A 21,001-nucleotide genomic window follows, 5' to 3' on the forward strand; every position below is an offset into this window, starting at 1 on the left:
ATGGCAACTGAAATGTTAGGCATGATTCTTGCGGGTGGCCAAGGCACCCGGCTGGGGAAGCTGACCAAGAACACCGCCAAGCCGTCGGTGCCGTTTGGCGGTCGTTATCGCATCATTGATTTTACGTTGAGCAACCTCAGCAACTCTGGGGTGAACACGGTGGGCGTCATCACGCAGTACCAGCCACTGGAGCTGAACCGGCACATTCAAAACGGCGCCAGCTGGGGCCTCAATGAGCGCGGGGCGGGGGTGACGATCCTGCAGCCTTACGCCGCCAGTGACGGCGAGAAGTTTTTCGAGGGGACGGCGCACGCGATTTACCAAAACATCGCGTACATCGATTCCTACAATCCGCAGTACGTCCTGATCCTGTCAGGGGACCACATTTATAAGATGGATTACGAGCGGATGCTCAATTACCACAAGGCCAAGAAGGCAACGCTGACGGTTGGCGTCATGCCAGTGGCGATGAGTGAAGCACCGCGGTTTGGCATCATGAACACGGATGACACGGACCGCATCATCGCGTTTGAAGAAAAGCCCGAGCAGCCACAGTCCAACCTCGCCTCAATGGGGATCTACATTTTCGACTGGGCGCCGCTCAAGAAGTATCTGACGGAAAGCTACGCCACGGACGGGAAGATGGAGGATTTTGGCAAGGACGTCATCCCGGCCTACCTGGCGCACAACGAGCCGACGTATGCCTACGCCTTTCACGGGTACTGGAAGGATGTGGGGACGATTCAGTCACTGTGGGAGGCGAACATGGAGTTCCTTGCCCCAAACAACGCGCTGAACATCGCCAACCGCAACTGGCGCATTTACTCGGAAACCGAGGCGCTACCGCCGATGTTTTTGACCAAGACCGCGAAGGTCAACCGGGCGATGATCACGGACGGGTCGTATGTAGCGGGAGAAATCGACCACAGCATTTTGTCCCAGAACGTGAAGGTCGGCGAGGGGTCCGTGGTGCGCGACTCAATGGTGATGCCCAACGTGGTCATCGGCAAAAACGTGACCGTTGACCACGCCATCATCGGTGAAGACGCGGTGGTTGGGGATAATGGTGAGGTGATCGGCACCAAGGATAAGATCGCCGTTGTGGGTTACGGGGAAGCCGTAGGAAGGAAGGAAAAAGCATGAGAAGAGGAGAAATTGCGGCCATCATTGACCTCAACGAGGATGTGCATGACCTGCTGCCCCTGACCGCTCACCGGCCGATCGGTACGTTGCCATTTGCCGGGCGTTATCGGCTGCTGGACTTTCCGCTTTCGGCGATCACCAACGCCGACATTCATTCGGTGGGGTTGTTCATGCCCGAGTCCGAGCGCTCGGTGCAGGATCATCTGCGCAACGGTTCGGCCTGGAACCTGGATCTGATCCAGGGCGGGGTGTTTCTGTTTCCTTACGTTGCGACGCGCGACTATAATGACCCTAAGTTGCGGGAGCGTTACTACGAGAACTACACGCAATTTTTGCGCCGCAGCAGCTCCAAGTACACGGTGGTGATGGGCGCCAAGAACGTGGCCAATGTGGACCTTAACGCCATTCTGGCGTACCACAAGGTCAGTGACGCGGGCATCACGGCGGTGTACAAGAAGATGCCGCGCGCTTGGGTGCACCCGACCGACTGGACGCTGAGTCTGTCGGAGCAAGGGGCCGCGTCCTCGGTCATCCGTGCGGAGGACCGACCGGATGAAAGCGGCGAAACGGTGCCGGTGTTCATGGAAATCTACCTGCTGGCGACCATCGACCTGATCGACTTGCTGGACACCGCGGCGCAGACGGACGAGTTCCGCCGCTTACCGCAGTTGTTGCGCGAGGCCGTGCTCGCCCAAAACGCCAACGCGTTCGAGTACACGGGCTACCTCGCCCGCATCGATTCGATTCCCCGGTACTTCCGCGCGAATATGGATATGCTGACGGAAAGCAACTACCAATCGTTGCTGTTTTCGAACATTCCGATTCTGACGAAGAGCAAAAATGAGGTGCCGAGCTTCTTCTCCAAGGAGTCGGTGGTGACGGATTCGCTGCTGGGCACCGGGGCGTACGTGGAGGGTCAGGTGCAAGACAGCATCGTGTTCCGCAACGTGGTCGTGCACCGAGGCGCAACCGTTGCCGACAGCATCGTGATGCAAGGCAGCAAAATCTCGGCCGGCGCCACGGTGCGGCACGCGATCCTGGATAAAGGCGTTGTGATCGGACCAAATCTGACGATCGAAGGCCAGCCGGATCACCCGCTGGTGATCGGCAAGAACCGGACCATTTTCCGAGTCAGTGAATTGGAGGGCGAAGGTAATGCTTAAAGTACTGTTTGCGGCGGCTGAAGGGGCGCCGTTCTACAAAACCGGCGGGCTGGGCGATGTCGCCTACGCGCTGCCCAAGGCCTTGCACAAGGCCGGGGTGGACGTTCGCGTGGTCCTGCCGTTTTACCCCCGGCTGTTTCCCGCCAAGTACCGGGCGGAGCTGCGCCCGCTGGCACAGTTTTCGGTTCGCTTTGGCGGTCAAGAAAAGTATGTCGGCGTCAACACGCTGACGCTGGGCGCGGTCACCTACTACCTGATCGACAACGAGGAATTCTTTGGCCGCGATGGGCTGTACGGGTACTGGGACGACGGCGGACGCTTCGGCTTCTTTCAGATGGCCATTGTTGAGATGTTGCAGGTCATCGACTTTATCCCGGACATCCTGCACCTCAACGACTGGCACACGGCGTTTATCCCGGTACTGCTGCGCGACAAGTACAGCTGGATCGCGCCGTATCAAGGCATCAAGACCCAGCTGACGATCCACAACCTCCAGTTTCAGGGCTGGTTCCCCCCGAGCTTGCTCGATGACGTGTTCGGGATCGGCCGCCAATTCTTCAACCCCGATGGCTTCGAGAAAAACGGGGCGATGAACTGGATGAAAGGGGGCATCAACTTCGCGGACCGCGTGTCAACGGTCAGCCCGACTTACGCCGGTGAGATCCAGACGCCTGCGTTCGGAGAAGGGCTGGACGGTGTGTTGCGCAACCAGTCCTGGAAGTTGCGGGGCATCCTGAACGGCATCGACACCACGCTTTATGACCCCCAAACCGATGCGTACCTGACGGCCAACTACAGTGCCACGGCCCTGGGCGGCAAGGCTCAGGACAAGCAGGCGCTGCAGGCGGAGGTCGGCTTGCCGAAGCGCGACGTACCGCTGTTTGGCATCGTGTCGCGGCTGACTCGGCAAAAGGGGATGGATCAGCTGATCACGGCGCTGAACGTGCTGCTGCCGGGTGAGGATATCCAGGTGGTCCTGCTGGGCACCGGCGATAACGATCTGGAGGCGGGCTTCACCGCGCTGCATGATCGCTTCGCCGGCAAGGCGGCCAGTCTGATCCGGTTTGATGAGGCTCTAGCGCAGCGCATTTACGCTGGTGCGGATTTCTTCGTCATGCCAAGCGCGTTTGAGCCAAGCGGGCTGGCGCAGATGATGGCGATGCGCTATGGCACCCTGCCGGTGGTGCACGAAACGGGTGGCCTGCGCGATTCGGTGCAGCCGTACAATGCCGTTGACGGCAGTGGTACCGGCTTTTCGTACTGGGACTTCACACCACAGGTGCTGGCGGAGACCTTGGTGCGCGCGGCACACCTGTACCGGGAGGCCCCGGCCGCCTACCAGCAGCTTCAGCAGCAGGCGATGGCGGCGGATTTTGACTGGGTCCACGCGGCTCAGCTGTACCTGAGTGGCTATCAAGAATTGTTGGAATGAGAGGACTATTGGCATGTCATTAACGACCACACAGTTTATCAAAGATTATCGGGCGGCCGCGCTGACCCTGTTTGCGGATCAGCTGGAGAACCTCTCCGTGCGGCAGCAGTATGCCGCCTTGGCGTTCGTGGTGAAGGGTTATTACGCCACCGACTGGGCCAAAACGAAGGCGGACTATGACGCCCGCCAGCAAAAACAGCTTTACTACTTCTCGATCGAGTTCATGCCGGGGCAGCTCCTGGGGTCGAACTTGTTAAATCTCGGCATCAAAACGGTGGTTGAGGCGGGCCTGCACCGCCTGACCCTGGACCCCGCCACGCTGTACGCCGCGGAAGGCGACCCGGGGTTGGGCAACGGGGGGCTTGGCCGGCTGGCCAGTGCCTTTTTGGACGCGATGGCCAGCGTTGGCATGGCCGGCAACGGGAACGGGATCCGTTACCAATATGGGCTGTTCGAGCAGCGCTTTGTCGATGGCTACCAGGTGGAGTTGCCAGATGACTGGTTGCGCGACCCATACATGTGGGAGACGCGCAAGGAAAACCGCGCCGTGATCGTGAAATTTGGCGGTCAAGTCGAGTTGCGACCGCGCCGCAATGGGAGCCTGCAGGCCATTTACCATAACGCCGAGGACGTGCTCGCCGTGCCGTACGACATCGCGATGGTCGGCTACCACACGAAGCGGGTGAATACCTTGCGGCTGTGGGCGGCGGAACCGGTGCCGGGTCGTGCGCATAATCTGGCCGAAAAGTCGCGGGTCACTGAGATCACGCAGATTCTTTACCCAGACGATTCCAACACTACGGGGCGGGAGTTGCGCCTGCGCCAGGAGTACTTCTTCGTTTCCGCGGGGGTGCAAAGCATCATCACGCACTTCAAGCGCCAACACGAAGACCTGCACCTATTGCCGCAGTTCGTGGCCATTCACATCAACGACACGCATCCCGCGATGGCGGTGCTCGAGCTGATGCGCATCCTCTTGGATGAGGAGCAGATGACGTGGGACGAGGCGTGGGCCATCACCGTGGCGACGCTGTCGTACACGAACCACACCCTGATGACGGAGGCGCTGGAAAGCTGGCCTGAGCCGATGTTTGCAGGACTTTTGCCGCGACTTTATCAGGTCGCCCAAGAGGTTGACCGCCGTTTCCGCGCCACGTACACCAAGCGCTATGGGGAGCTGTTGGTCAACCGTGCGGCGCCCCTGGGGGATGGCCAGCTGCGCATGGCGTACCTGGCGGTCATCGGTAGCCACGCGGTCAACGGCGTGGCCAAGCTGCACTCGGAATTGCTGAAGGACAGTGTGCTGAAGGACTTGTACACGCTGTTCCCGGCCCGCTTCAACAACAAAACCAACGGCATCACCCCAAGGCGCTGGGTGCAACTGGCCGACCAACCGCTGGCTGACCTGCTGGACCAAACCTTGGGTCAGGACTGGCGGCGCGACCCGCGGCAGCTCGAACAGCTGCGGGCTAAGGCGACCACGCCGCAGTTTCTGACGGCTCTGCACGCCGCCAAGCGTCAGAACAAGGTGGCGCTGGCGGCGGTGATTCAGGCGACCCTGGGCCTGACCGTCAACCCGGATGCCATTTTTGACGTCCAGATCAAGCGGCTGCACGCCTATAAGCGCCAGTTGCTGCACGTGTTCGGGATCCTCGAAGCTTACCGCGCGTTGAAGGCCGGGGAGGACCGGCCGGCCCGCGTCCACGTGTTTGGCGCAAAGGCGGCCCCGAGCTATCGCTACGCCAAAGCGGTCATCAAGCTGATCAACGCGGTGGCGGACTTGGTGAACCATGACCCTGATGTGGCCGGCCGGTTGCAGGTCGCGTTCCTCCCTAACTACGGGGTGACGCTGGCCGAGCACATCATTCCGGCCGCGGACATTTCGGAGCAGATCTCGCTGGCCGGCACGGAGGCCAGCGGCACCAGTAACATGAAGCTGATGGCCACCGGCGCGCTGACACTGGCCACGTTGGACGGGGCGAACATCGAGATGCGCGCCGCGGCAGGGCCCGCCAGCATGGCGATGTTTGGGCTGACAGCGGAAGAGGTGGCGCAAAAGCAGCGTGATCACAGTTACAATGCACGCGCGGTGTACGAGGCAGACCCGGTCCTGCACGCGGTGGTGGACATGCTGACCGATGGCTCAATCCCGGGCATTGCCTCGGAAGGCCCAGAAATCGTGACCGAGTTGCTGGATTATAACGACACATACTTTGTGCTGGCCGATTTTCAGAGCTACGTGACGGCCAGCCGGCAGCTGGATCAGCTTTGGCAGGCCCCGGCCGAGTGGGGCAAGCGGGTCGTCGAAAACCTGGCCGCCAGCGGCCAGTTCTCCGCCGACTTCACGGTCCAGCGCTACGGCCGCGAGGTCTGGAACGTGTTACCTGAACACCCCGTGGACTAACCGACTGAAAAACGCCACCCAGGCGGGCGACTGCAAGCTGCAGCCCCGAACTGGGTGGCGTTTTTCGCGTGTTGTTTAGTGGCCCATGCTGGGGAGCAGGGTTTCGCGCAGGCCAGCGGTCTTGTAGAGCTGCGTGTCGCGGGTGATGAACACCGCTTCGGCGCCGGCGTCTTCTACGGCATCGTAGCCGGCCGGGATGCCTGCGTAAAACCCGATGGAAGACAGCACGTCCGCCTCTTCAGCGGAGTCGCAGATCACGGTGATACTGGCCATATCTGATTCAACCGGCGCTCCAGTGGTCGGATCGAGGAGGTGGTGGTACACGTGGCCGTTCTTGTCGAAGTGGCGGAAGTAGATACCGGTGGTCATGACGGCTCGCGGTGGGGTGGTCAGTGTGGCGATCGGCGGGTTCGCGGGGTCGCGCGGATCCGTGATCGGGAACTGCCACAGGGGCAGCCCGTCTTCATTGTTGCCGAACAGGCGCACGTTGCCGGCGAGGTCGATGCGGCCGCCGGTCACGCCGCGCTTTTGCCACAGGCGCACCATCTCATCGATGATGAAGCCCTTGGCAATGCCGCCGAGGTCCAGGGCCATCTCAGGGCGCTGGAGGTAAACCGTTTGTGCATCCGAATCGAGCGTGACCAAGTCGGGGTCCGTGAGCGCCAACCGTGCCTTGATCTGGTCCGAGCTGGGCACGCTGGCGTCGTCGAAGCCGATGCGCCACAGCGCCACCAGCGGGCCGAGGAGGGCATTGTAGCCTAGACCGCGCTTGCTCCACGCCACGGCGCGGGCGATCAGGTTAAAAATGGGCCGGACTGGGATGTGAACCGGTTTGATCCCGGCGTTTTGATTGATTTCACTGATGAGTGAATCCGGGTCATAAAAGGAAAGAAGCCGACCGTACGCGGAGACGAGGGCGATACTCTTATCGAAGGTGCCGGTCGTCCCGCCGGCGTAGATGGTCAAGGTGTTGGTTGCACCGAGGCCGGTGAAGGTCATTGTGGTTGTCATCGTTGACACGCTTCCTTTGCTCAGGCTTATACAGCTCTAGTGTAAACGTTTGCGTTATGAGACGCAAAGATAAATCGTCGGGCAAAATTCACGCATTTGTGCGGCAAATAGCGTACACTGGCCTTAATGAGGCCAAGCACGCCCGTGATTGGCTGATGGAGGAGGCGCAAGCACAGTGAGTACATATTCTGCGGCACAAGAAGAGGCACTTCGCGAGTTCAAGTTGGACATCGGGCACCTGAACGCACTTTCCAACGCGAGCCGCCAGCGGCTGATCATGATCCTGGGCACGGTCAATGACTGTCACGGCATCATGGTCAATGACCTGGCTCAGGCGATCGGGTTATCGCAGCCGGCCACGTCCCACCACCTGAAGACCCTGCACGATATCGGGATGGTCGGCCAGCGCAAAGTCGGCAACGTGGTGTATTACTACCTCACCCTTGATGACACCATCGACCGCCTGGAGCGCCTGACCGCGGCATTGCGGCGGCAACAGCGTGGCGAGTAACGGCAAGTCGCGCTACTAGAATCGTCGGCCACAAAACCAGGCTGAGCCAAAAGCAGATGCGTCCAGAATGGAAGCGGGCGGCACCGGCAGACCCAAGTGTGGGTTTGCCGGTGCCGCCCGCTTATTTGCCTTGGGCGCGTTGAAATCGCATGCGTGATAAGTCGCCCTAGGTTATGCTGGGCATCGCTTCTTGCCAGAACACTTTGGCATGGTCGTGAGCCAGTCTTGGGCCGTTACGCATGGCTTGGCGCTGTTTGCGCGGCGGCTTACATCAGTTGGCCGATCCCATAGTGGATGATCATTGTCAGGATCCCAATGATCACATTACGTCCCACGGCGAGGCGGGTCAGACCATCGCCAAACTTGGCGGCCAAAAAGCCGGTTAACGCAACTGAGGCGACGACGGCCAAAATGGTGCCAGGCCAGGCCACGCTTGCGGGCAGGAAGGTCATGGCGATGAGCGGGAAGAGCCCGCCGCTGGCTGCGGCCACCAGGGAGGAAAACGCGGCGTCCCAGGGGTTCATGTAGTGGCCTAGGGTGAGGCTGTACTTCACCCGGATAACGGTGCCCAAGGCGTCCTTGGCCATCAGTTGGGTCGCGATTTTGGCGGCGGTGGTCGGTGTGACGCCGCGGTCTGTGTAGTAGGTCACGACGGTCTGGTGCGCACCGGCCGCGTCGCGTTTGAGGTTGGCTGCTTCGGTGGCCACCACTGCCTTTTCCGTGTCTTTTTGGGCGCTGACGCTGGCGTATTCCCCACTGGCCATTGAAAACGCGCAGGCGAGGAGATCCGCGAGCCCGGCGATGAAGATGGTGAAGTGGTTGCTGGTCGCCGCGGCGACAGAGAACAGGACGCCAACCACGGTCAAGATGCCGTCATTGGCTCCGAGGACCCCGGCGCGCAACGTGTTGGCGCGCTCGGCCATGGTCTGCTTGGGTTTGGTCATATGGGTCGCAACTTTTAGCATGATCAGGCCTCCTTAGGCAAACAGCGCGCCGATGCAGTAGGTGACAAGCATCGTGAGCAGGCCAGACACGACATTGCGCAGCACGGCGCGGCCGCGGTCGGCTTTGCCCAGCGCCGCCGCGGCGTAGCCGGTGAACGCCAGCGCCACGATCACGGCGACCACAGTGGCAAGCACTTTGATGCGCTCAGGGAACAGCGTGATGGCGACTAGCGGGAGGATCGAGCCGGTCGGGAAGGCGCACATCGAGGCCAGTGCGGCGGCGATCGCGCTGGTTTTTTCGTGCGGGTCAAAGCCGTAGCGCTCTCGTGTGGCAACGGTGATGCGATCATGCGCGAGCATCTCGCGCGTGGCCTGGGCGGCTAAGTCCGCGGAGATGCCCGTTGCCTCGTACTTGTGCTGAATGAAGGCGAACTCACCGGCGAAATCATTGTCTAAGGCGGCGCTTTCCTTGCTCAGTGCATTCTTTTCGCTGTCACGCTGGGAATTGACCGACACGTATTCGCCCATTGCCATCGACACCGTGCCGGCGAGCATTCCCGATAGGCCGGCCAGCAGGATGGCGGCGTTGCTGGTACCAGCCCCGGCCACCCCGATGACGATCCCGGCGACGGATAAAATCCCGTCGTTGGCACCCATCACGCTTGCCCGCATGACGTTGATTCGTTCCGCTAAATTGTTGCTCATAATGCCCACTCCTTGGTGAATAGAATCATTCTAATCTACGGTCAAGTATACACGTCTGACCGAGTGATTCAAGAGTTTAGGCACACCTAGTTAAATTTGTCACGCTTATTGTGCCATTAGTCACAGGGTGGGACAAGGGGCGGCTGATCCGGAACTTTGCCCTTTCTTTACCGGTTCATTGGCGCTTCTAAGGTATAATTCGAGTAGAATCTATCCAAAGGAGTGCTCGTTATGGCTTATCGTACCCCGCCGTTGCTTTCACCAGCGGCCATCGTTTCCATCATCATCTTGATCAGTGGCTATAGTCTGATCAACAATGCCGTCAACCCAACCAGTACGCCCAAGTCCGAGGCGGACCAAAGTGCGCTTTTGGCCAGCATGAAGGCCAGCCAGTCGCAACCCAGCAGCACGTCAAGTAGTCCTTCGAGCACGAGCAGCAGTGACGCGGCAACAAGCAGTTCACCGGCCCAAGAATCGTCTGACGATGCGTCTGCAAGTCAGTCAACCGTCACGTCCAGCCAGGAGAGTCGGCCGCAAACTGACCAAGACCAAACCCAAACTGGTGGCGACAACACCACTGGGGGCGATCAGACGACCGGGGAGTCCGGTGGCGTTGGCGGGAGCGGCAGTGACAGCAGCTCATCCAGTTCATCGTCGAGTCAATCCACCAAGCCGGCGACCGATGCCGGCAACCAATAGACGGGAGGATCCAGATGCTGACCGCATTAGATCTATTGAATCGAATGCTGAGCTACTTCAACATTCAGGACAAAGCTAAAGGCAAGGCCTTCACGGTGGTGGCGTTCGGCGCGAACTTTTTCTTGCTGTACCAAGCAATTCGCCACCTGCGCTATCCGGGCTTCCGCCTGGCAGGGACGCTGTTTTTACTGGCGTTTTTTGTCCTGCTGTACTTCATTGTGCTGAATTTCATCTACTATTACACGGATAAGCAGCTGAAGTGGGATATCTCGCCCAAGGTGGAAAAGGCCCTGGGCGGCAATCCCCAAGCCATGCGGGCGGCGGAGCAGCAGCTGGCGCGCACCAGCCAAACCGGGGCAGCCAGCGGCTTGTTCGACGAGGACCGTGTCTTGCCTACGAGCGTGGCGATTGCGCCGGCTCAGCAGGAGAACCTCAACGCGCTGGTTGCGACCCTTCAGGCGCAAGGTGCCCTCACCGTTGATTACCAGGGGCTGGACGAGCGTGCCGTGGCCCGGGTGGCCCGGCAAACCAAGCAGCCGGTGATGGCCATCGGTGGCCCGTTTGAGCTTCCGTTTTATGCGCTGCAGCCGGTGGGGGCGGACTTAGTCGTCATGGGGGGGCTCAATGCGCTGACCCCGATGCCACTGGCAACGGTCACGCGGGTGGGGCTGATGCCTGTTGCCGCCGCCTTGGCGGATTACGACTTGGCGGCCGCCCATGTGTACCTGACCGGCGGGGAAGTGATGCAGCCGGGCCGCAGTGGGCTGATCAAGCAGACGACGCCATATACGCTGACGGTTCAGCTCGCCTATTCCCCGAAGGCGCGTATGGCGACCCCGTAGGATAACCGGGCGTGGTGGCGCGTAATGGCCGCACCGCGCCCGGTTTTGTTGATGCAACGCGAGCGAAACCGATTACAGTAGCCCGTGATTAGCGCGGAGATAAGCCTGAGCTAAAAATAAATTTGCGCGGGCACGCAAAACCCGGTAATATTATTCTAATGATTTAATTGACCGCAGGGTCTATTTTTTTATGCTGCCGTCAAACGAAATGCTTGCTTTGGTGACACCTGTTGCGATATCGTGGACGTAACCGTTGTCGCCAAAAACCGACGAACCGAACAATATGAGGAGGGATTCGATGTCAATGATCGAGTTTCACGGCGTTGAGAAGTACTATGGGAAGTTTCACGCACTCAAAGACATCAATTTGACGATCGACCGGGGCGAGGTCGTCACGGTGATCGGACCGTCCGGATCCGGGAAGAGTACGCTCCTGCGCACCATTAACGGGCTCGAACATATCACTGAAGGTGAACTGATTGTCAACGATTTTGACCTTGCAGACAAGCACACCGATATGAACAAGATCCGCAAAAACGTGGGGATGGTGTTCCAGCACTTCAACCTTTACGCGAACAAAACGGTGCTGGAAAACATCACCCTTGGTCCTACGCTGGTGCTGCACCGGCCGAAGGATGAGGTGCAAAAAGAGGCGATGGCGTTGCTCGACATGGTCGGCTTGGTCGACCAGGCCCACAAGTTCCCCGCCGCACTGTCAGGGGGCCAAAAGCAGCGGGTGGCCATCGCGCGTAGTCTCGCGATGAAGCCGCGCGCCATCCTGTTTGACGAGCCAACCTCCGCGCTTGACCCGGAAATGATCGGGGATGTGCTGGACGTCATGCAAAAAATCGCCAAGCAGGGGATGACCATGGTGGTGGTCACCCACGAAATGGGCTTTGCTCAACGTGTGGGCGACCGCATCGTGTTCATGGCGGATGGCCAGATCCTGGAAGACTCGCGTGATGTGAAGGGCTTCTTTGAACACCCGCAGGAACCGCGTGCGCAGGAGTTCATCAGCAAGATCTTTAACCATTAGGAGGTGGCTGCATGAAATTATTCAAACAGACCCTCGCAATGGTGGTGGCGCTGGGCCTAGCGGCGGTTTTGACCGCGTGTGGGCAGGACGCCGCCTCGCGTGATGCGCTGGCCCACGCCAAGGAAGTCAATACCATCGTCTGGGGCGTCAAGGCCGACACCCGCTTGTTTGGCTTAATGAACGTGAAGACCGGCAAAATTCAGGGCTTTGACGTGGATATGGCGCGTGCGCTGACCAAGCAGATCCTCGGCCCAAGCGCCGAGGCCACGCTGGTTCAGGTGACCTCAGACACCCGGGTACCGATGCTCAAAGGCGGGAACCTCGACACGGTGATCGCCACCATGACGGTCACACCTGAGCGCCAGAAGGTCTTAGACTTCTCGGATCCGTACTTCAATGCGGGGCAGTCACTGCTGGTCAAGAAGGGTAGCCCGATCAAAACGGTGGCCGACCTCAAGGCGGGCACGAAGGTCATCGGGGTGCAAGGCTCCAACTCAGTGGACAACGTGCAAAAAGCCGCGCCGAAAACGACCGTGCTTCAGCTGTCCGATTACGCGCAGGCGTTCACCGCGCTCAAGTCGGGGCAGGGCGATGCGCTGACCACCGATAACGGGATCTTGTACGGGATGTCCAAGCAGGACCCGAATTACGTTGTGGTCGGTGGCACCTTCACGAAGGAGCCTTACGGGATCGCGATGAATAAGGGCCAAACCGCCCTGCGCCTGGCCATCAACCAGGCCCTCAAGGAACTCAAGGCCAGCGGCGCTTACACGCGGCTGGTCAACAAATGGTTCGGGGACATCCCGGGCTTTGACGCCAAGGAGGTGGAGTGATGTTCTCGATTATCACGGATCACTGGGCCACGCTTTGCGCCGGGCTGGGGTACACGCTGATGGCGAGCCTCATCGCACTGGTCGGCAGCCTGGTCATCGGCACAGCCTTTGCGCTGATGGAGATCTCGCACCGCAAGTGGGTGCGCCTCATCGGCCGCGCCTATGTTGAACTGATTCGCAACATTCCGCTTTTGGTCATCACGATGGCATTTTTCGTGATCGTGCCGATGTTCATTGTGAAGGTCGACGGGTTCACCGCCGGGACCATCGGCCTGACGATCTACACCAGCGCCTTCATTGCCGAAACCGTGCGCGCGGGCATCGAGTCCGTGGCCGTTGGGCAAATGGAAGGGGCACGCTCGGTGGGGATGTCCTACACCCAGGCGATGGTACACATCGTCTTCCCACAGGCGATCAAGATCGTGATTCCGCCGCTGGGTAACCAGTTCATCAACCTGGTGAAGAACTCTTCGGTGCTGGCGTTTGTGGCCGGTTTTGACCTGATGTACCAGGCGAAAATCATTGCGAACCTGACCTTTGATACCTTTGACACTTACCTGGCGGTGGGGGTCTTCTACCTCGTCTTGACGATGCCGCTGTCGTACTTGATGCGCTACTTAGAAAAAAAGTGGGTCACCGCGTAAAGGAGGGCTGACACAATGCAGAATTTTATTGATGCTTACTCGCAAGTCAACCTCGCGTTCTTACTGCGGGGCCTGTGGGTCACCGTCGAGGTGTCGGTCACCTCGATTTTCTTCAGCTTTCTGATCGGCACGCTGCTGGGCATTGCCCGGTACGTGAAGGTGCGCTTCTTCAGTAGCCTGGTCGGGTTCCTCATCGACTTGCTCCGGAACCTGCCACTGCTGTTGATCCTGTTTTTCACCTACTTCGCACTGCCGAAGATCGGAATCCGCCTCGGCGTGATCCCGGCCTCGATCGTGGCGATGACTGTGTTTGAGTCCGCGATGCTGGCTGAGATCGTCCGCAGCGGCATTAACGCGGTGCCGATCGGCCAGATGGAGGCCGCCCGCAGCAACGGCCTGTCGTACGCACAGGCGATGATTCAGATCATCCTGCCGCAGGCGTTCAAGAAGATGATCCCCCCGATCGTGTCCCAGTTTATCTCGCTGGTCAAAGACACGAGCCTGGCCACCATCATCCTGTTACCGGAGCTGACCTACCACGCGCAGATCGTGTACGGGCAGAACGCAAACTATGCGATCCCGATGTTCGTGGCGCTGGCGGTGCTGTACTTCATCGCGAACTACACACTGTCGATCGGGGCGCGGCTGATCAACCGCCGCTTGAACCACGCGTAAGGCCGCTGGGGGCAAATGGCAGCCTAGGCGCGCCAAGGAGTGTTGCGATGATCCAGATCGAATTGAATGGCGCGATTGCGCCGGATGAAGTGCCAGCACTCCGCGCCGCGGTGGGCTGGGGGCCACGTCAACGCGAATACCCGGCGGTTTTTGCGCGCAGTTTCCTGTATGCGAGTGCCCGCGACGCCCAAGGCCAACTGATCGCATTTGGCTACATCGTCTCGATGGGCCTTGAGCACGGCTACCTCGAAGATATTATGGTGGCGCCACGCAACCAGCATCAAGGCGTCGGCTCGGCGTTGGTCCGCGCCTTAGTGCAAGGCGCCAAGGCGCGCGGGTTGGGCATTTTGACCCTGTCAACGGACCTGGCGACGGCGCCATTTTACCGCCAGCTAGGCTTTGACCAAGAAGCGTCGATGGTGATGACATTAGATGAGATGCCATGACTTCAAGCAACTGAAAAAGCGAGCCCCGCTCCTCTTGTGCACACCGGTGTGCACAAGAGAAGCGGGGCTCGCTTTGTGTTAGCGGGTGTCGCGCACAAACGCGCGGCCGTAAGCGGCCGGGGTGACTTCGGTGAAGCCCAGCGCGGTGTAAAAGGCCTGTGTGCGTGGCGCGTCATCGGTCAGAAGCACCACCTGACCGACGGCGGCAAAGTGTGCGAGCAGCTGAGTCATCAAGCTGCGGCCGATGTGTTGGCGCTGGTGCGCCGGTGCCACTAGCAGGTCTTGCACGTACACGATCGTGTGATGGTCGGTGACCACGCGGATCAGGCCGATCAGTGCGGGGCCATCCGTCGCCCACAGCACGGGCGAAGCCGCAAGTGCCGCCAAGGTGTTGGCCGGGTCATTGAGGTAGGCGGTCCAGCCCACGCTTTGGTACAGCGCCAGGATGGCGTCATCGGTGATAACGGTGGGCCGCGCCCACGTGTACGTTACCATGTTAGTCCTCCCAAAGGTAGTCTTTGAGTTTACCGGCTTGGATCGGGTTGACCACGGTGGTGATCTTCGTGCCGACATCGGTGTAATCGGTGCGGACGACGCCGGTTTCGCGGTTGATGAAGTCGGTCAGGTGGCCCTTGGCGAACGGGATCAAGTAGGTGTTGGTCTCGTTGTCGGCGAACACCTTGCTTTCGATCAGTTCAACCAGCTTTGCCAGTGACTGGGGGTCCTTGGCAGAGTAAATGAACTGGTTGCCGTTGACCTCGGGGAAGGTCGTGTCTGGGCGCAGATCGGCCTTGTTGTACGCCTCGATCATCGGAATGTTTTCGATTCCGATGCTGCTCAGGGTTTTGGCGGTGACGGCCATCATGTCCGGGTAGTGCGGGTCGGCGTAGTCCACCACCTGGATCAGCAGGTCGGCGTTGGCTGCCTCCGCCAGCGTCGCCTTGAAGGAGTCCACCAGCTTGTGGGGGAGCTTCGACACGAAGCCGACCGTGTCGGACAGCAGGAACTTGCGGTGGTCGGGCAGGGTGATCTGACGCACGGAGGTGTCCAACGTGGCAAACAGCATGTCCTTTTCAAAGACCTGCTTGGTTTCGGGGTGATCGGCGTACAGGCTGAGCAGGCCGTTCATCGTGGTGGACTTGCCGGCGTTGGTGTAGCCGACTAGGGCCACGACGGGCAGCTCGTTTTCCTCGCGCTTGGCGCGCCGCACGGTTTCACCGATGTCGGCATCCTTGAGCTCCTGGCGCAACCGCGCAATGCGCTTGTTCAGCACCCGTTTGTCCATTTCGAGCTTGGATTCCCCGGCCCCACGGTTGGCGAGGCCCCCACCGCCTTGCTGATCCAGCTTGTTGGCGCTGGGGTGCAGGCGTGGGAGGGCGTACTGCAACTGGGCGATTTCGACCTGGGTCTTGGCCGTTTTACTTTGCGCGCGGTTGGCGAAGATCTCAAGGATCAGCTGGGTGCGGTCGACAACGTGCAGCCCGGTGACTTTTTCGATGTTGCGCAGCTGCGACGGGGAAAGCTCGTCATTGACGAGAATGGTGGTGGCGTCAAGTGCGCGGGCCAGCTCGCCGATCTCTTCCACCTTCCCGGTGCCGAAGTAAAAGCCGGCGGTGCTGCGGTCAAGGTTCTGGCGCGATTCACCGACCACCTCATAGTTGTTGGCGCGCGCGAGCTCTGCGAGTTCCTGCATGGTGTAATCGAAGTTCTCCTGACCGCGTGAGATCCCGGTCACAATGACTTTTTCTGGTGCTTGGTGTTGTTCTTGCATATTTTCTCCTTACTGGGCCACCGCGTGCGAGCGCACAAAAAAAGGAAGCGAACGGCTTCCTCACTGTGACCAGACTGGTCCCGTTGATTCGACTCGCTGCAGTGGCGCCAAAAGCGCTGGGTTATCCAATTGTCTGGGTGGCCACTGTCCGTAAACGCATTGCGGGTCGACTCCTTCCATCTAATTAGGACTAGTGTACCATGTTCGGCCCCGCGGTACCACCCTTGACCGGCAACGTGCCGGGATCAAAAAAACGAACCCAGCCGGTGGGTTCGTTCCATGGGTTTAGTCGGCCTCGACAATGCCCTTGCGGCCGTTTTTGGTGAAGGTGATGATCGCACCGAGCAGCACTAAGTCGACCAGTGCGATCAGCGCTGCCTTGAGGCCAACGCTGGCCAGCCCCTTGAGCAGGTTCGTGTACATGCCGTAGCTGATCAGGCCGATCAGGCCGGCACCCAGCACGACGGTGAACACCCACCAGGCGCTGCGGCCAAAGGCGTTGCCGCGCTGGCTTTGGCGCTTGGCGATCCATGGCATCATGAAGCCTAACACGACCATGCCGATCGGGACCACGATGTTCAGCGTCAGCATCAAGGCAAAGGTGCTTTCATCCGCATCCGTTGGGAAGAAGCCCAGCACTGCGAGCAGGAAGGTGACGATCAGCATCCACAGCCCCACGATGAAGCCCAGCTTATCCGACTTGATGAACTTGTAAGCCGGCGTCGGGAAGCGGTCAGCGTGGCGACGCACCATGACGTAGGACCAAAACAGGAAGCAGGTGGAGAAGGGACTGACGATCCCGTTCAGGTTCAACAGCCAGTTGAAGATGTCGTTGATCCGAGGTAGCATGCCCCCCAGTGCCATGATCACCGCGCAGATGATGGTGGTCAGCCAGTAGCCATTGATCGGCAGGCCGTCAGAGTTTTTCTTGGTCAGCTGCCGCGGCATGAAGCGCTTGGCCACATCGGACAGGAACACGCGCGTTGACGCGTCCAAAATGACGGCCAGCTGCGCCAGCATGTAGACGCCTTGAACCACCGCGAACAGGTACATCAGACTGTTACCCATGCCGAACTGCTTGCCAATGGCCTGAAAGGCGTAGTAGGAGCCGTTCATCTTAAGGTCGTTGGGCAAGTGGTGGGCGTTGAAGTAGACGCCCAGCGAGAAGGTGCCAAACAGGGTCAGGAACATGGTCATGATGGCGATCATCTTCAGGGCCTTCGGGAAGTCCTTGGCCGGGTTCTTCATGTCCGCGGTGTACGGGGCCGCGAGTTCCGAGCCATTCATCGCAAAGACGAAGAGCCCGAAGGTGGACAGGAACGACAGGGAGAAGAAGTGCTTGGGCATGAACGCGCTGAAGTTGAACGGGTGGGTGGCGATCGGGTTGCCGTTGGCCAGGCCTGCGAAGGTCATGATGACGAACAGCACAGTCATGATGAACATCGCGCCGCCGCCGATCGTGGACATCCACTCCAGCGATTTGTTCTTGAAGAAGTGCTGCAGCCAGATGAAGACCACGAACACGACGGCGGTGAAAATGCCGAACCAGGCGTTGCCCATGTGGCTCTGAATGTCGCCGTTCCCGTTGGCGATCCAGCCGAAGCTGATGACCACGGAGTTGGCGACGTCGACCACGTAAGGCAGGCCGGTGATCCAGTAGAACCAGGCGGCAAAGTAGCCCACCGTGTCGCCGTTGGTTTGGCGCATCCAGCTGGTGATCCCCCCACCGAGTTCGGAGAAGGTCGAGCCCATGTGGGCCACGATCAGGTTGTAGGGAATAACGTAGAAAATGGTCATGATGACCCAGCTGGTCACCGCGACCAGCCCTTGGTTCTGGAAGTTGTAGATGATGTCATCAAAGCCGATGACGGTCACGAAGTCCATCAGGCCAACGATCATCCACGGAATGTATTGCTTTTGCTTCGTCTCGGGTTGCATGTGGTGTCTCCTTAAGATTATTGCGTCCCCAGTGGGGAAAAACTGCTTTTCCCATTCTAATCCACCGATGCGGGTTGAGCTACCCTTTTCATTGAAAAAAATTAAGAATTTCTGAAAACAAAAACGCGACGCTATCGTCGCGTTCAAGGGCCATCAGGCGCTTTGAATCCCGTGGCGGCCATTCCGGGTGAGGCGAATGACGAAGGCCAGCACGGCCAGGTCGGCCAGCACCACCACCGACCAGCGCAAACCGGCGCCCACGTGAGCTAGCAGCCGCACGTCCACCCCGTACGTGGTGGCGATGACGGCGGCCAGCATCAAGGCGGCGGTGATCACCTGCCAGCCGCGCGGGCTAAAGGCCATCCCGTGGTTCTGTTGCCGCTTAGCCAGCCACGGCATCATGAAGCCCAAGATGATCATGCCAGTGGGAACGGCCAGGTTCAAGATGAGCATCAGCGTGAAGGTGCGGGCGTTGGCATCGGTGGGGAAGAAGCCCAGCACCGCCAGGACAAAGGTCACCGCAAACATCCACAGGCCCACGCCGAAGCCCAGTTTATCCGACTTGAGGTGCTGGTAGTCGGGCTTGGGGAAGCGGTCAGCGTGCTTGCGGGCCCCCATGAAGGCCCAAAACAGGAAGCAGGTGGCAAACGGACTGACGATCCCGTTGAGGTCTAGCAGCCAGTTGAAGATGTCGTTGATCTTGGGCAGCAGGCCGCCCAGCGCCATGATGGTGCCACAGATGGCCGTGGTCAGCCAGTAGCCGTTGATGGGTAGCCCGTCGGCGTTCATCTTGGTCAGCTGCCGCGGTAGGAAGCGCTTGTTGGTGTCGGAGAGGAAGATGCGGGTCGATGCGTCCAGCAAAATGGCTAGTTGGGCCAGGTCGTACATGAGCTGGGTGGCCGTGAAGAGGTACAGCAACAGGTTGCCCACCCCGAACTGGTGGCCGATCAGCTGAAAGGCATAGTAGTTCCCGTTCATCTTGAGGTCATGCGGCAAGTCGTTGGCGTTGAAGTAGACCCCCAGCGAAAACGTCCCAAACAGCGTGAGAAACATGGTCATGATGGCGATCATCTTCAGGGCTTTGGGGAAGTCTTTGGCCGGATTTTTCATGTTTTTGGTGTACGGTGCGGCCAGCTCGGCTCCGTTCATGGCAAAGACGAACAACCCGAAGGTGGATAGGAAGGACAGGGAGAAGAAGTGCTTGGGCATGAACGCGTGCCAGTTGAACGGGTGCGTGGCGATCGGCCGCCCTTGGCTCAGACCGACAAAGGTCATGATGACGAACAGCACCGTCATGCCGAACATCGCGATGCCGCCAATGGTGGACATGACCTCAAGCGACTTGTTCTTGAACAGGTGCTCCAGCCAGATGAAGGCGACGAACACGACCGCACTCAGGATGCCGAACCAGGCGTTCCCGATGTGGGATTGGATGTCCCCGTTGCCAAACAGCAGCCAGCTGGCACTGATAATGACGGAGTTGGCGACGTCCACAACGTATGGCAGCTCGGTGATCCAGTAGAACCAGCCGGCAAAGTATCCCACGGTATCGCCGTTGGTTTGGCGCATCCAGCTGGTGATCCCACCCCCTTCTGCGGCAAAGGTCGAGCCGAGGTGGGCGACGATCAAGTTGTAGGGGATGACGTAAAAAAACGTCATCAGGACCCAAGTGAACAGGGCGACAAGCCCTTGGTTGCGAAAGTTATAAATGATGTCATCGAAGCCGATGACCGTGACAAAGTCCATCAAACCGATGATGAACCAGGGAATGTAGTGCGGTTGGTCAGTTTTTGTGGTCAATGATTCGCTCCTATTAGATGAGGGTCAGCCGACAAGGGCGTGACCCGGAGCCTTGTTGTGTCGCAAGCGCGCCGCCTCCTTAAAAAACAACGGTGATTATTCTATAAGAAAAACATCATAAGTTAAAGGTTTTTCTGAAAAGCGGGTCAACTTACAGCTTTGTTAGGTGAATGTTCGCGCACGGGTTGGTGGGATGCGGTACGATAGCATCATGCAATTCATTAACGGAGGAATCGACATGCAAAATCAACCGGTCGTGAGCGTTCACGAGATCACCAAGACTTACGGGAAGGCCAACGAAAAGCAGTACCAGGCGCTGAAAGGCATCACCTTTGACGTCCAAACCGGCGAATTCGTCGGCATCATGGGGGCCAGTGGCTCCGGGAAGACGACGCTGTTGAACATTCTGTCCACGCTCGATCGGCCCACCAGCGGCACCGTGGCCATCAACGGCCAGGATGTCACGGCACTCAAGGGCGATAAGTTGTCTGATTTTCGCGCCAAGCAAGTGGGGTTCATTTTCCAGGACTTCAACCTGCTGGAGAACCTGACCGCGCGGGAGAACATTGCGCTGCCAATGGCGCTTCAAAACGTTTCCCACAGCCGCCAGCAGCAGGCCGTCGATAAGATCGCCGCGACGCTGGGCATCGCGGCGGTGCTGGATCACTACCCGACCGAGTTGTCTGGGGGGCAAAAGCAGCGCGTTGCGGCGGCTCGGGCGCTGGTGCAGGAGCCAGCCATCCTGTTCGGGGACGAGCCGACCGGGGCGCTGGACTCTCAGTCCGCGCGCGAGCTGCTGAACACGATGCAGGGGCTGAACCAACAGCAGGGCGTGTCCATTTTGTTGGTCACCCACGACCCGTTCTCCGCCAGTTACGCGCAGCGCATCTTGTTCATCAAGGACGGCCAGATCGGCCAGGAACTGCGCCATGGGGACAAAACGCAAGAGGAATTCTACCAAGAGATTCTCGACACCCTGGGCACCTTCCAGAAGTAGTGGGGGG

20 protein-coding genes are annotated in these 21,001 nt (G+C 59.4%); 13 read left to right on the plus strand and 7 right to left on the minus strand.

Annotated elements, in window-relative coordinates:
• The 4 genes from EKM88_RS02280 to glgP are packed head-to-tail and all read left to right on the plus strand — an operon-like array spanning position 1 to position 6,142.
• Positions 1-1,143: a glucose-1-phosphate adenylyltransferase gene (locus EKM88_RS02280; RefSeq protein WP_125702700.1), complete on the plus strand. Its 1,143-nt coding sequence runs from the start codon at positions 1-3 to the stop codon at positions 1,141-1,143.
• The gene (glgD, locus tag EKM88_RS02285; protein WP_125702702.1) at positions 1,140-2,306 is read left to right on the plus strand and encodes a glucose-1-phosphate adenylyltransferase subunit GlgD; all 1,167 of its coding nucleotides are present in this window, start codon (positions 1,140-1,142) and stop codon (positions 2,304-2,306) included. The genes EKM88_RS02280 and glgD overlap by 4 nt, the downstream gene beginning before the upstream one ends.
• On the plus strand, positions 2,299-3,738 hold the full coding sequence (gene glgA / locus EKM88_RS02290) for a glycogen synthase GlgA (RefSeq protein WP_125702704.1): 1,440 nt from the start codon (positions 2,299-2,301) through the stop codon (positions 3,736-3,738). The genes glgD and glgA overlap by 8 nt, the downstream gene beginning before the upstream one ends.
• 13 nt (positions 3,739-3,751) lie before the next feature.
• Positions 3,752-6,142, plus strand: coding sequence for a glycogen/starch/alpha-glucan family phosphorylase (gene glgP / locus EKM88_RS02295; RefSeq protein WP_125702706.1), 2,391 nt, complete (start codon positions 3,752-3,754; stop codon positions 6,140-6,142).
• A 75-nt stretch (positions 6,143-6,217) separates the two neighbouring features.
• Here the strand turns inward: glgP and EKM88_RS02300 are convergent, their stop codons facing one another.
• A complete protein-coding gene (locus EKM88_RS02300) occupies positions 6,218-7,153 on the minus strand; it encodes an FAD:protein FMN transferase (protein WP_125702708.1) in 936 nt (311 codons plus the stop codon).
• 175 nt (positions 7,154-7,328) lie between these two features.
• Between EKM88_RS02300 and EKM88_RS02305 the strand changes: the two genes are divergently transcribed.
• On the plus strand, positions 7,329-7,664 hold the full coding sequence (locus EKM88_RS02305; protein ID WP_125702710.1) for an ArsR/SmtB family transcription factor: 336 nt from the start codon (positions 7,329-7,331) through the stop codon (positions 7,662-7,664).
• Between the two features lie 266 nt (positions 7,665-7,930).
• Here the strand turns inward: EKM88_RS02305 and EKM88_RS02310 are convergent, their stop codons facing one another.
• Positions 7,931-8,629 carry a VIT1/CCC1 transporter family protein gene (locus EKM88_RS02310; protein WP_225418423.1) on the minus strand — a complete coding sequence of 233 codons (699 nt, stop codon included), beginning with the start codon at positions 8,627-8,629 and terminating at the stop codon, positions 7,931-7,933.
• Positions 8,630-8,641: 12 nt separating this feature from the next.
• Positions 8,642-9,313 carry a VIT1/CCC1 transporter family protein gene (locus EKM88_RS02315; protein WP_125702712.1) on the minus strand — a complete coding sequence of 224 codons (672 nt, stop codon included), beginning with the start codon at positions 9,311-9,313 and terminating at the stop codon, positions 8,642-8,644.
• A gap of 231 nt (positions 9,314-9,544) precedes the next feature.
• Between EKM88_RS02315 and EKM88_RS02320 the strand changes: the two genes are divergently transcribed.
• The 7 genes from EKM88_RS02320 to EKM88_RS02350 all read left to right on the plus strand — a co-directional run bounded on the left by EKM88_RS02320 (position 9,545) and on the right by EKM88_RS02350 (position 14,488).
• On the plus strand, positions 9,545-10,012 hold the full coding sequence (locus EKM88_RS02320) for a hypothetical protein (RefSeq protein WP_125702714.1): 468 nt from the start codon (positions 9,545-9,547) through the stop codon (positions 10,010-10,012).
• Positions 10,013-10,026: 14 nt separating this feature from the next.
• Complete coding sequence (locus tag EKM88_RS02325) at positions 10,027-10,854, plus strand: DUF6681 family protein (protein ID WP_125702716.1); 828 nt, start codon at positions 10,027-10,029, stop codon at positions 10,852-10,854.
• 298 nt (positions 10,855-11,152) lie between these two features.
• The gene (locus EKM88_RS02330; protein ID WP_125702718.1) at positions 11,153-11,890 is read left to right on the plus strand and encodes an amino acid ABC transporter ATP-binding protein; all 738 of its coding nucleotides are present in this window, start codon (positions 11,153-11,155) and stop codon (positions 11,888-11,890) included.
• A gap of 11 nt (positions 11,891-11,901) precedes the next feature.
• Positions 11,902-12,723: a transporter substrate-binding domain-containing protein gene (locus tag EKM88_RS02335; protein WP_125702720.1), complete on the plus strand. Its 822-nt coding sequence runs from the start codon at positions 11,902-11,904 to the stop codon at positions 12,721-12,723.
• On the plus strand, positions 12,723-13,367 hold the full coding sequence (locus EKM88_RS02340) for an amino acid ABC transporter permease (RefSeq protein WP_125702722.1): 645 nt from the start codon (positions 12,723-12,725) through the stop codon (positions 13,365-13,367). Before EKM88_RS02335 ends, EKM88_RS02340 begins: the two co-directional genes overlap by 1 nt.
• Positions 13,368-13,382: 15 nt before the next feature.
• A complete protein-coding gene (locus EKM88_RS02345) occupies positions 13,383-14,042 on the plus strand; it encodes an amino acid ABC transporter permease (RefSeq protein ID WP_125702724.1) in 660 nt (219 codons plus the stop codon).
• 47 nt (positions 14,043-14,089) lie between these two features.
• Positions 14,090-14,488 (plus strand): GNAT family N-acetyltransferase, encoded by a 399-nt coding sequence (locus EKM88_RS02350; protein ID WP_125702726.1) that lies wholly within the window; start codon positions 14,090-14,092, stop codon positions 14,486-14,488.
• A 78-nt stretch (positions 14,489-14,566) separates the two neighbouring features.
• Here the strand turns inward: EKM88_RS02350 and EKM88_RS02355 are convergent, their stop codons facing one another.
• The 4 genes from EKM88_RS02355 to EKM88_RS02370 all read right to left on the minus strand — a co-directional run bounded on the left by EKM88_RS02355 (position 14,567) and on the right by EKM88_RS02370 (position 19,943).
• Positions 14,567-14,983: a GNAT family N-acetyltransferase gene (locus EKM88_RS02355; protein ID WP_125702728.1), complete on the minus strand. Its 417-nt coding sequence runs from the start codon at positions 14,981-14,983 to the stop codon at positions 14,567-14,569.
• 1 nt (position 14,984) lies between these two features.
• Complete coding sequence (gene hflX / locus EKM88_RS02360) at positions 14,985-16,259, minus strand: GTPase HflX (RefSeq protein WP_125702729.1); 1,275 nt, start codon at positions 16,257-16,259, stop codon at positions 14,985-14,987.
• 285 nt (positions 16,260-16,544) lie between these two features.
• Complete coding sequence (locus EKM88_RS02365; protein WP_125702731.1) at positions 16,545-18,197, minus strand: APC family permease; 1,653 nt, start codon at positions 18,195-18,197, stop codon at positions 16,545-16,547.
• Positions 18,198-18,350: 153 nt separating this feature from the next.
• Positions 18,351-19,943 (minus strand): APC family permease, encoded by a 1,593-nt coding sequence (locus EKM88_RS02370; protein WP_125703623.1) that lies wholly within the window; start codon positions 19,941-19,943, stop codon positions 18,351-18,353.
• A gap of 292 nt (positions 19,944-20,235) precedes the next feature.
• Here EKM88_RS02370 and EKM88_RS02375 point away from each other — a divergent pair, with 292 nt between their 5' ends.
• Entirely contained in the window at positions 20,236-20,994 is a 759-nt protein-coding gene (locus EKM88_RS02375; RefSeq protein ID WP_125702733.1) for an ABC transporter ATP-binding protein, read from the plus strand.
• Positions 20,995-21,001: the final 7 nt, after the last annotated feature.

The organism is Lacticaseibacillus daqingensis (assembly GCF_003946115.1).
GTDB classification, from domain to species: Bacteria; Bacillota; Bacilli; order Lactobacillales; family Lactobacillaceae; genus Lacticaseibacillus; species Lacticaseibacillus daqingensis.

Bases quoted from the DNA above. Each gene is read 5' to 3' on its own strand.
- hflX (WP_125702729.1), bottom strand. From the start codon at position 16,259: ATGCAAGAACAACACCAAGCACCAGAAAAAGTCATTGTGACCGGGATC.
- EKM88_RS02345 (WP_125702724.1), top strand. From the start codon at position 13,383: ATGCAGAATTTTATTGATGCTTACTCGCAAGTCAACCTCGCGTTCTTA.
- EKM88_RS02375 (WP_125702733.1), top strand. From the start codon at position 20,236: ATGCAAAATCAACCGGTCGTGAGCGTTCACGAGATCACCAAGACTTAC.
- EKM88_RS02300 (WP_125702708.1), bottom strand. From the start codon at position 7,153: ATGACAACCACAATGACCTTCACCGGCCTCGGTGCAACCAACACCTTG.
- EKM88_RS02365 (WP_125702731.1), bottom strand. From the start codon at position 18,197: ATGCAACCCGAGACGAAGCAAAAGCAATACATTCCGTGGATGATCGTT.
- EKM88_RS02355 (WP_125702728.1), bottom strand. From the start codon at position 14,983: ATGGTAACGTACACGTGGGCGCGGCCCACCGTTATCACCGATGACGCC.
- EKM88_RS02325 (WP_125702716.1), top strand. From the start codon at position 10,027: ATGCTGACCGCATTAGATCTATTGAATCGAATGCTGAGCTACTTCAAC.
- EKM88_RS02335 (WP_125702720.1), top strand. From the start codon at position 11,902: ATGAAATTATTCAAACAGACCCTCGCAATGGTGGTGGCGCTGGGCCTA.
- EKM88_RS02330 (WP_125702718.1), top strand. From the start codon at position 11,153: ATGTCAATGATCGAGTTTCACGGCGTTGAGAAGTACTATGGGAAGTTT.
- EKM88_RS02310 (WP_225418423.1), bottom strand. From the start codon at position 8,629: ATGCTAAAAGTTGCGACCCATATGACCAAACCCAAGCAGACCATGGCC.
- EKM88_RS02370 (WP_125703623.1), bottom strand. From the start codon at position 19,943: ATGGACTTTGTCACGGTCATCGGCTTCGATGACATCATTTATAACTTT.
- EKM88_RS02340 (WP_125702722.1), top strand. From the start codon at position 12,723: ATGTTCTCGATTATCACGGATCACTGGGCCACGCTTTGCGCCGGGCTG.
- EKM88_RS02315 (WP_125702712.1), bottom strand. From the start codon at position 9,313: ATGAGCAACAATTTAGCGGAACGAATCAACGTCATGCGGGCAAGCGTG.
- glgP (WP_125702706.1), top strand. From the start codon at position 3,752: ATGTCATTAACGACCACACAGTTTATCAAAGATTATCGGGCGGCCGCG.
- glgA (WP_125702704.1), top strand. From the start codon at position 2,299: ATGCTTAAAGTACTGTTTGCGGCGGCTGAAGGGGCGCCGTTCTACAAA.
- EKM88_RS02320 (WP_125702714.1), top strand. From the start codon at position 9,545: ATGGCTTATCGTACCCCGCCGTTGCTTTCACCAGCGGCCATCGTTTCC.
- EKM88_RS02350 (WP_125702726.1), top strand. From the start codon at position 14,090: ATGATCCAGATCGAATTGAATGGCGCGATTGCGCCGGATGAAGTGCCA.
- EKM88_RS02280 (WP_125702700.1), top strand. From the start codon at position 1: ATGGCAACTGAAATGTTAGGCATGATTCTTGCGGGTGGCCAAGGCACC.
- glgD (WP_125702702.1), top strand. From the start codon at position 1,140: ATGAGAAGAGGAGAAATTGCGGCCATCATTGACCTCAACGAGGATGTG.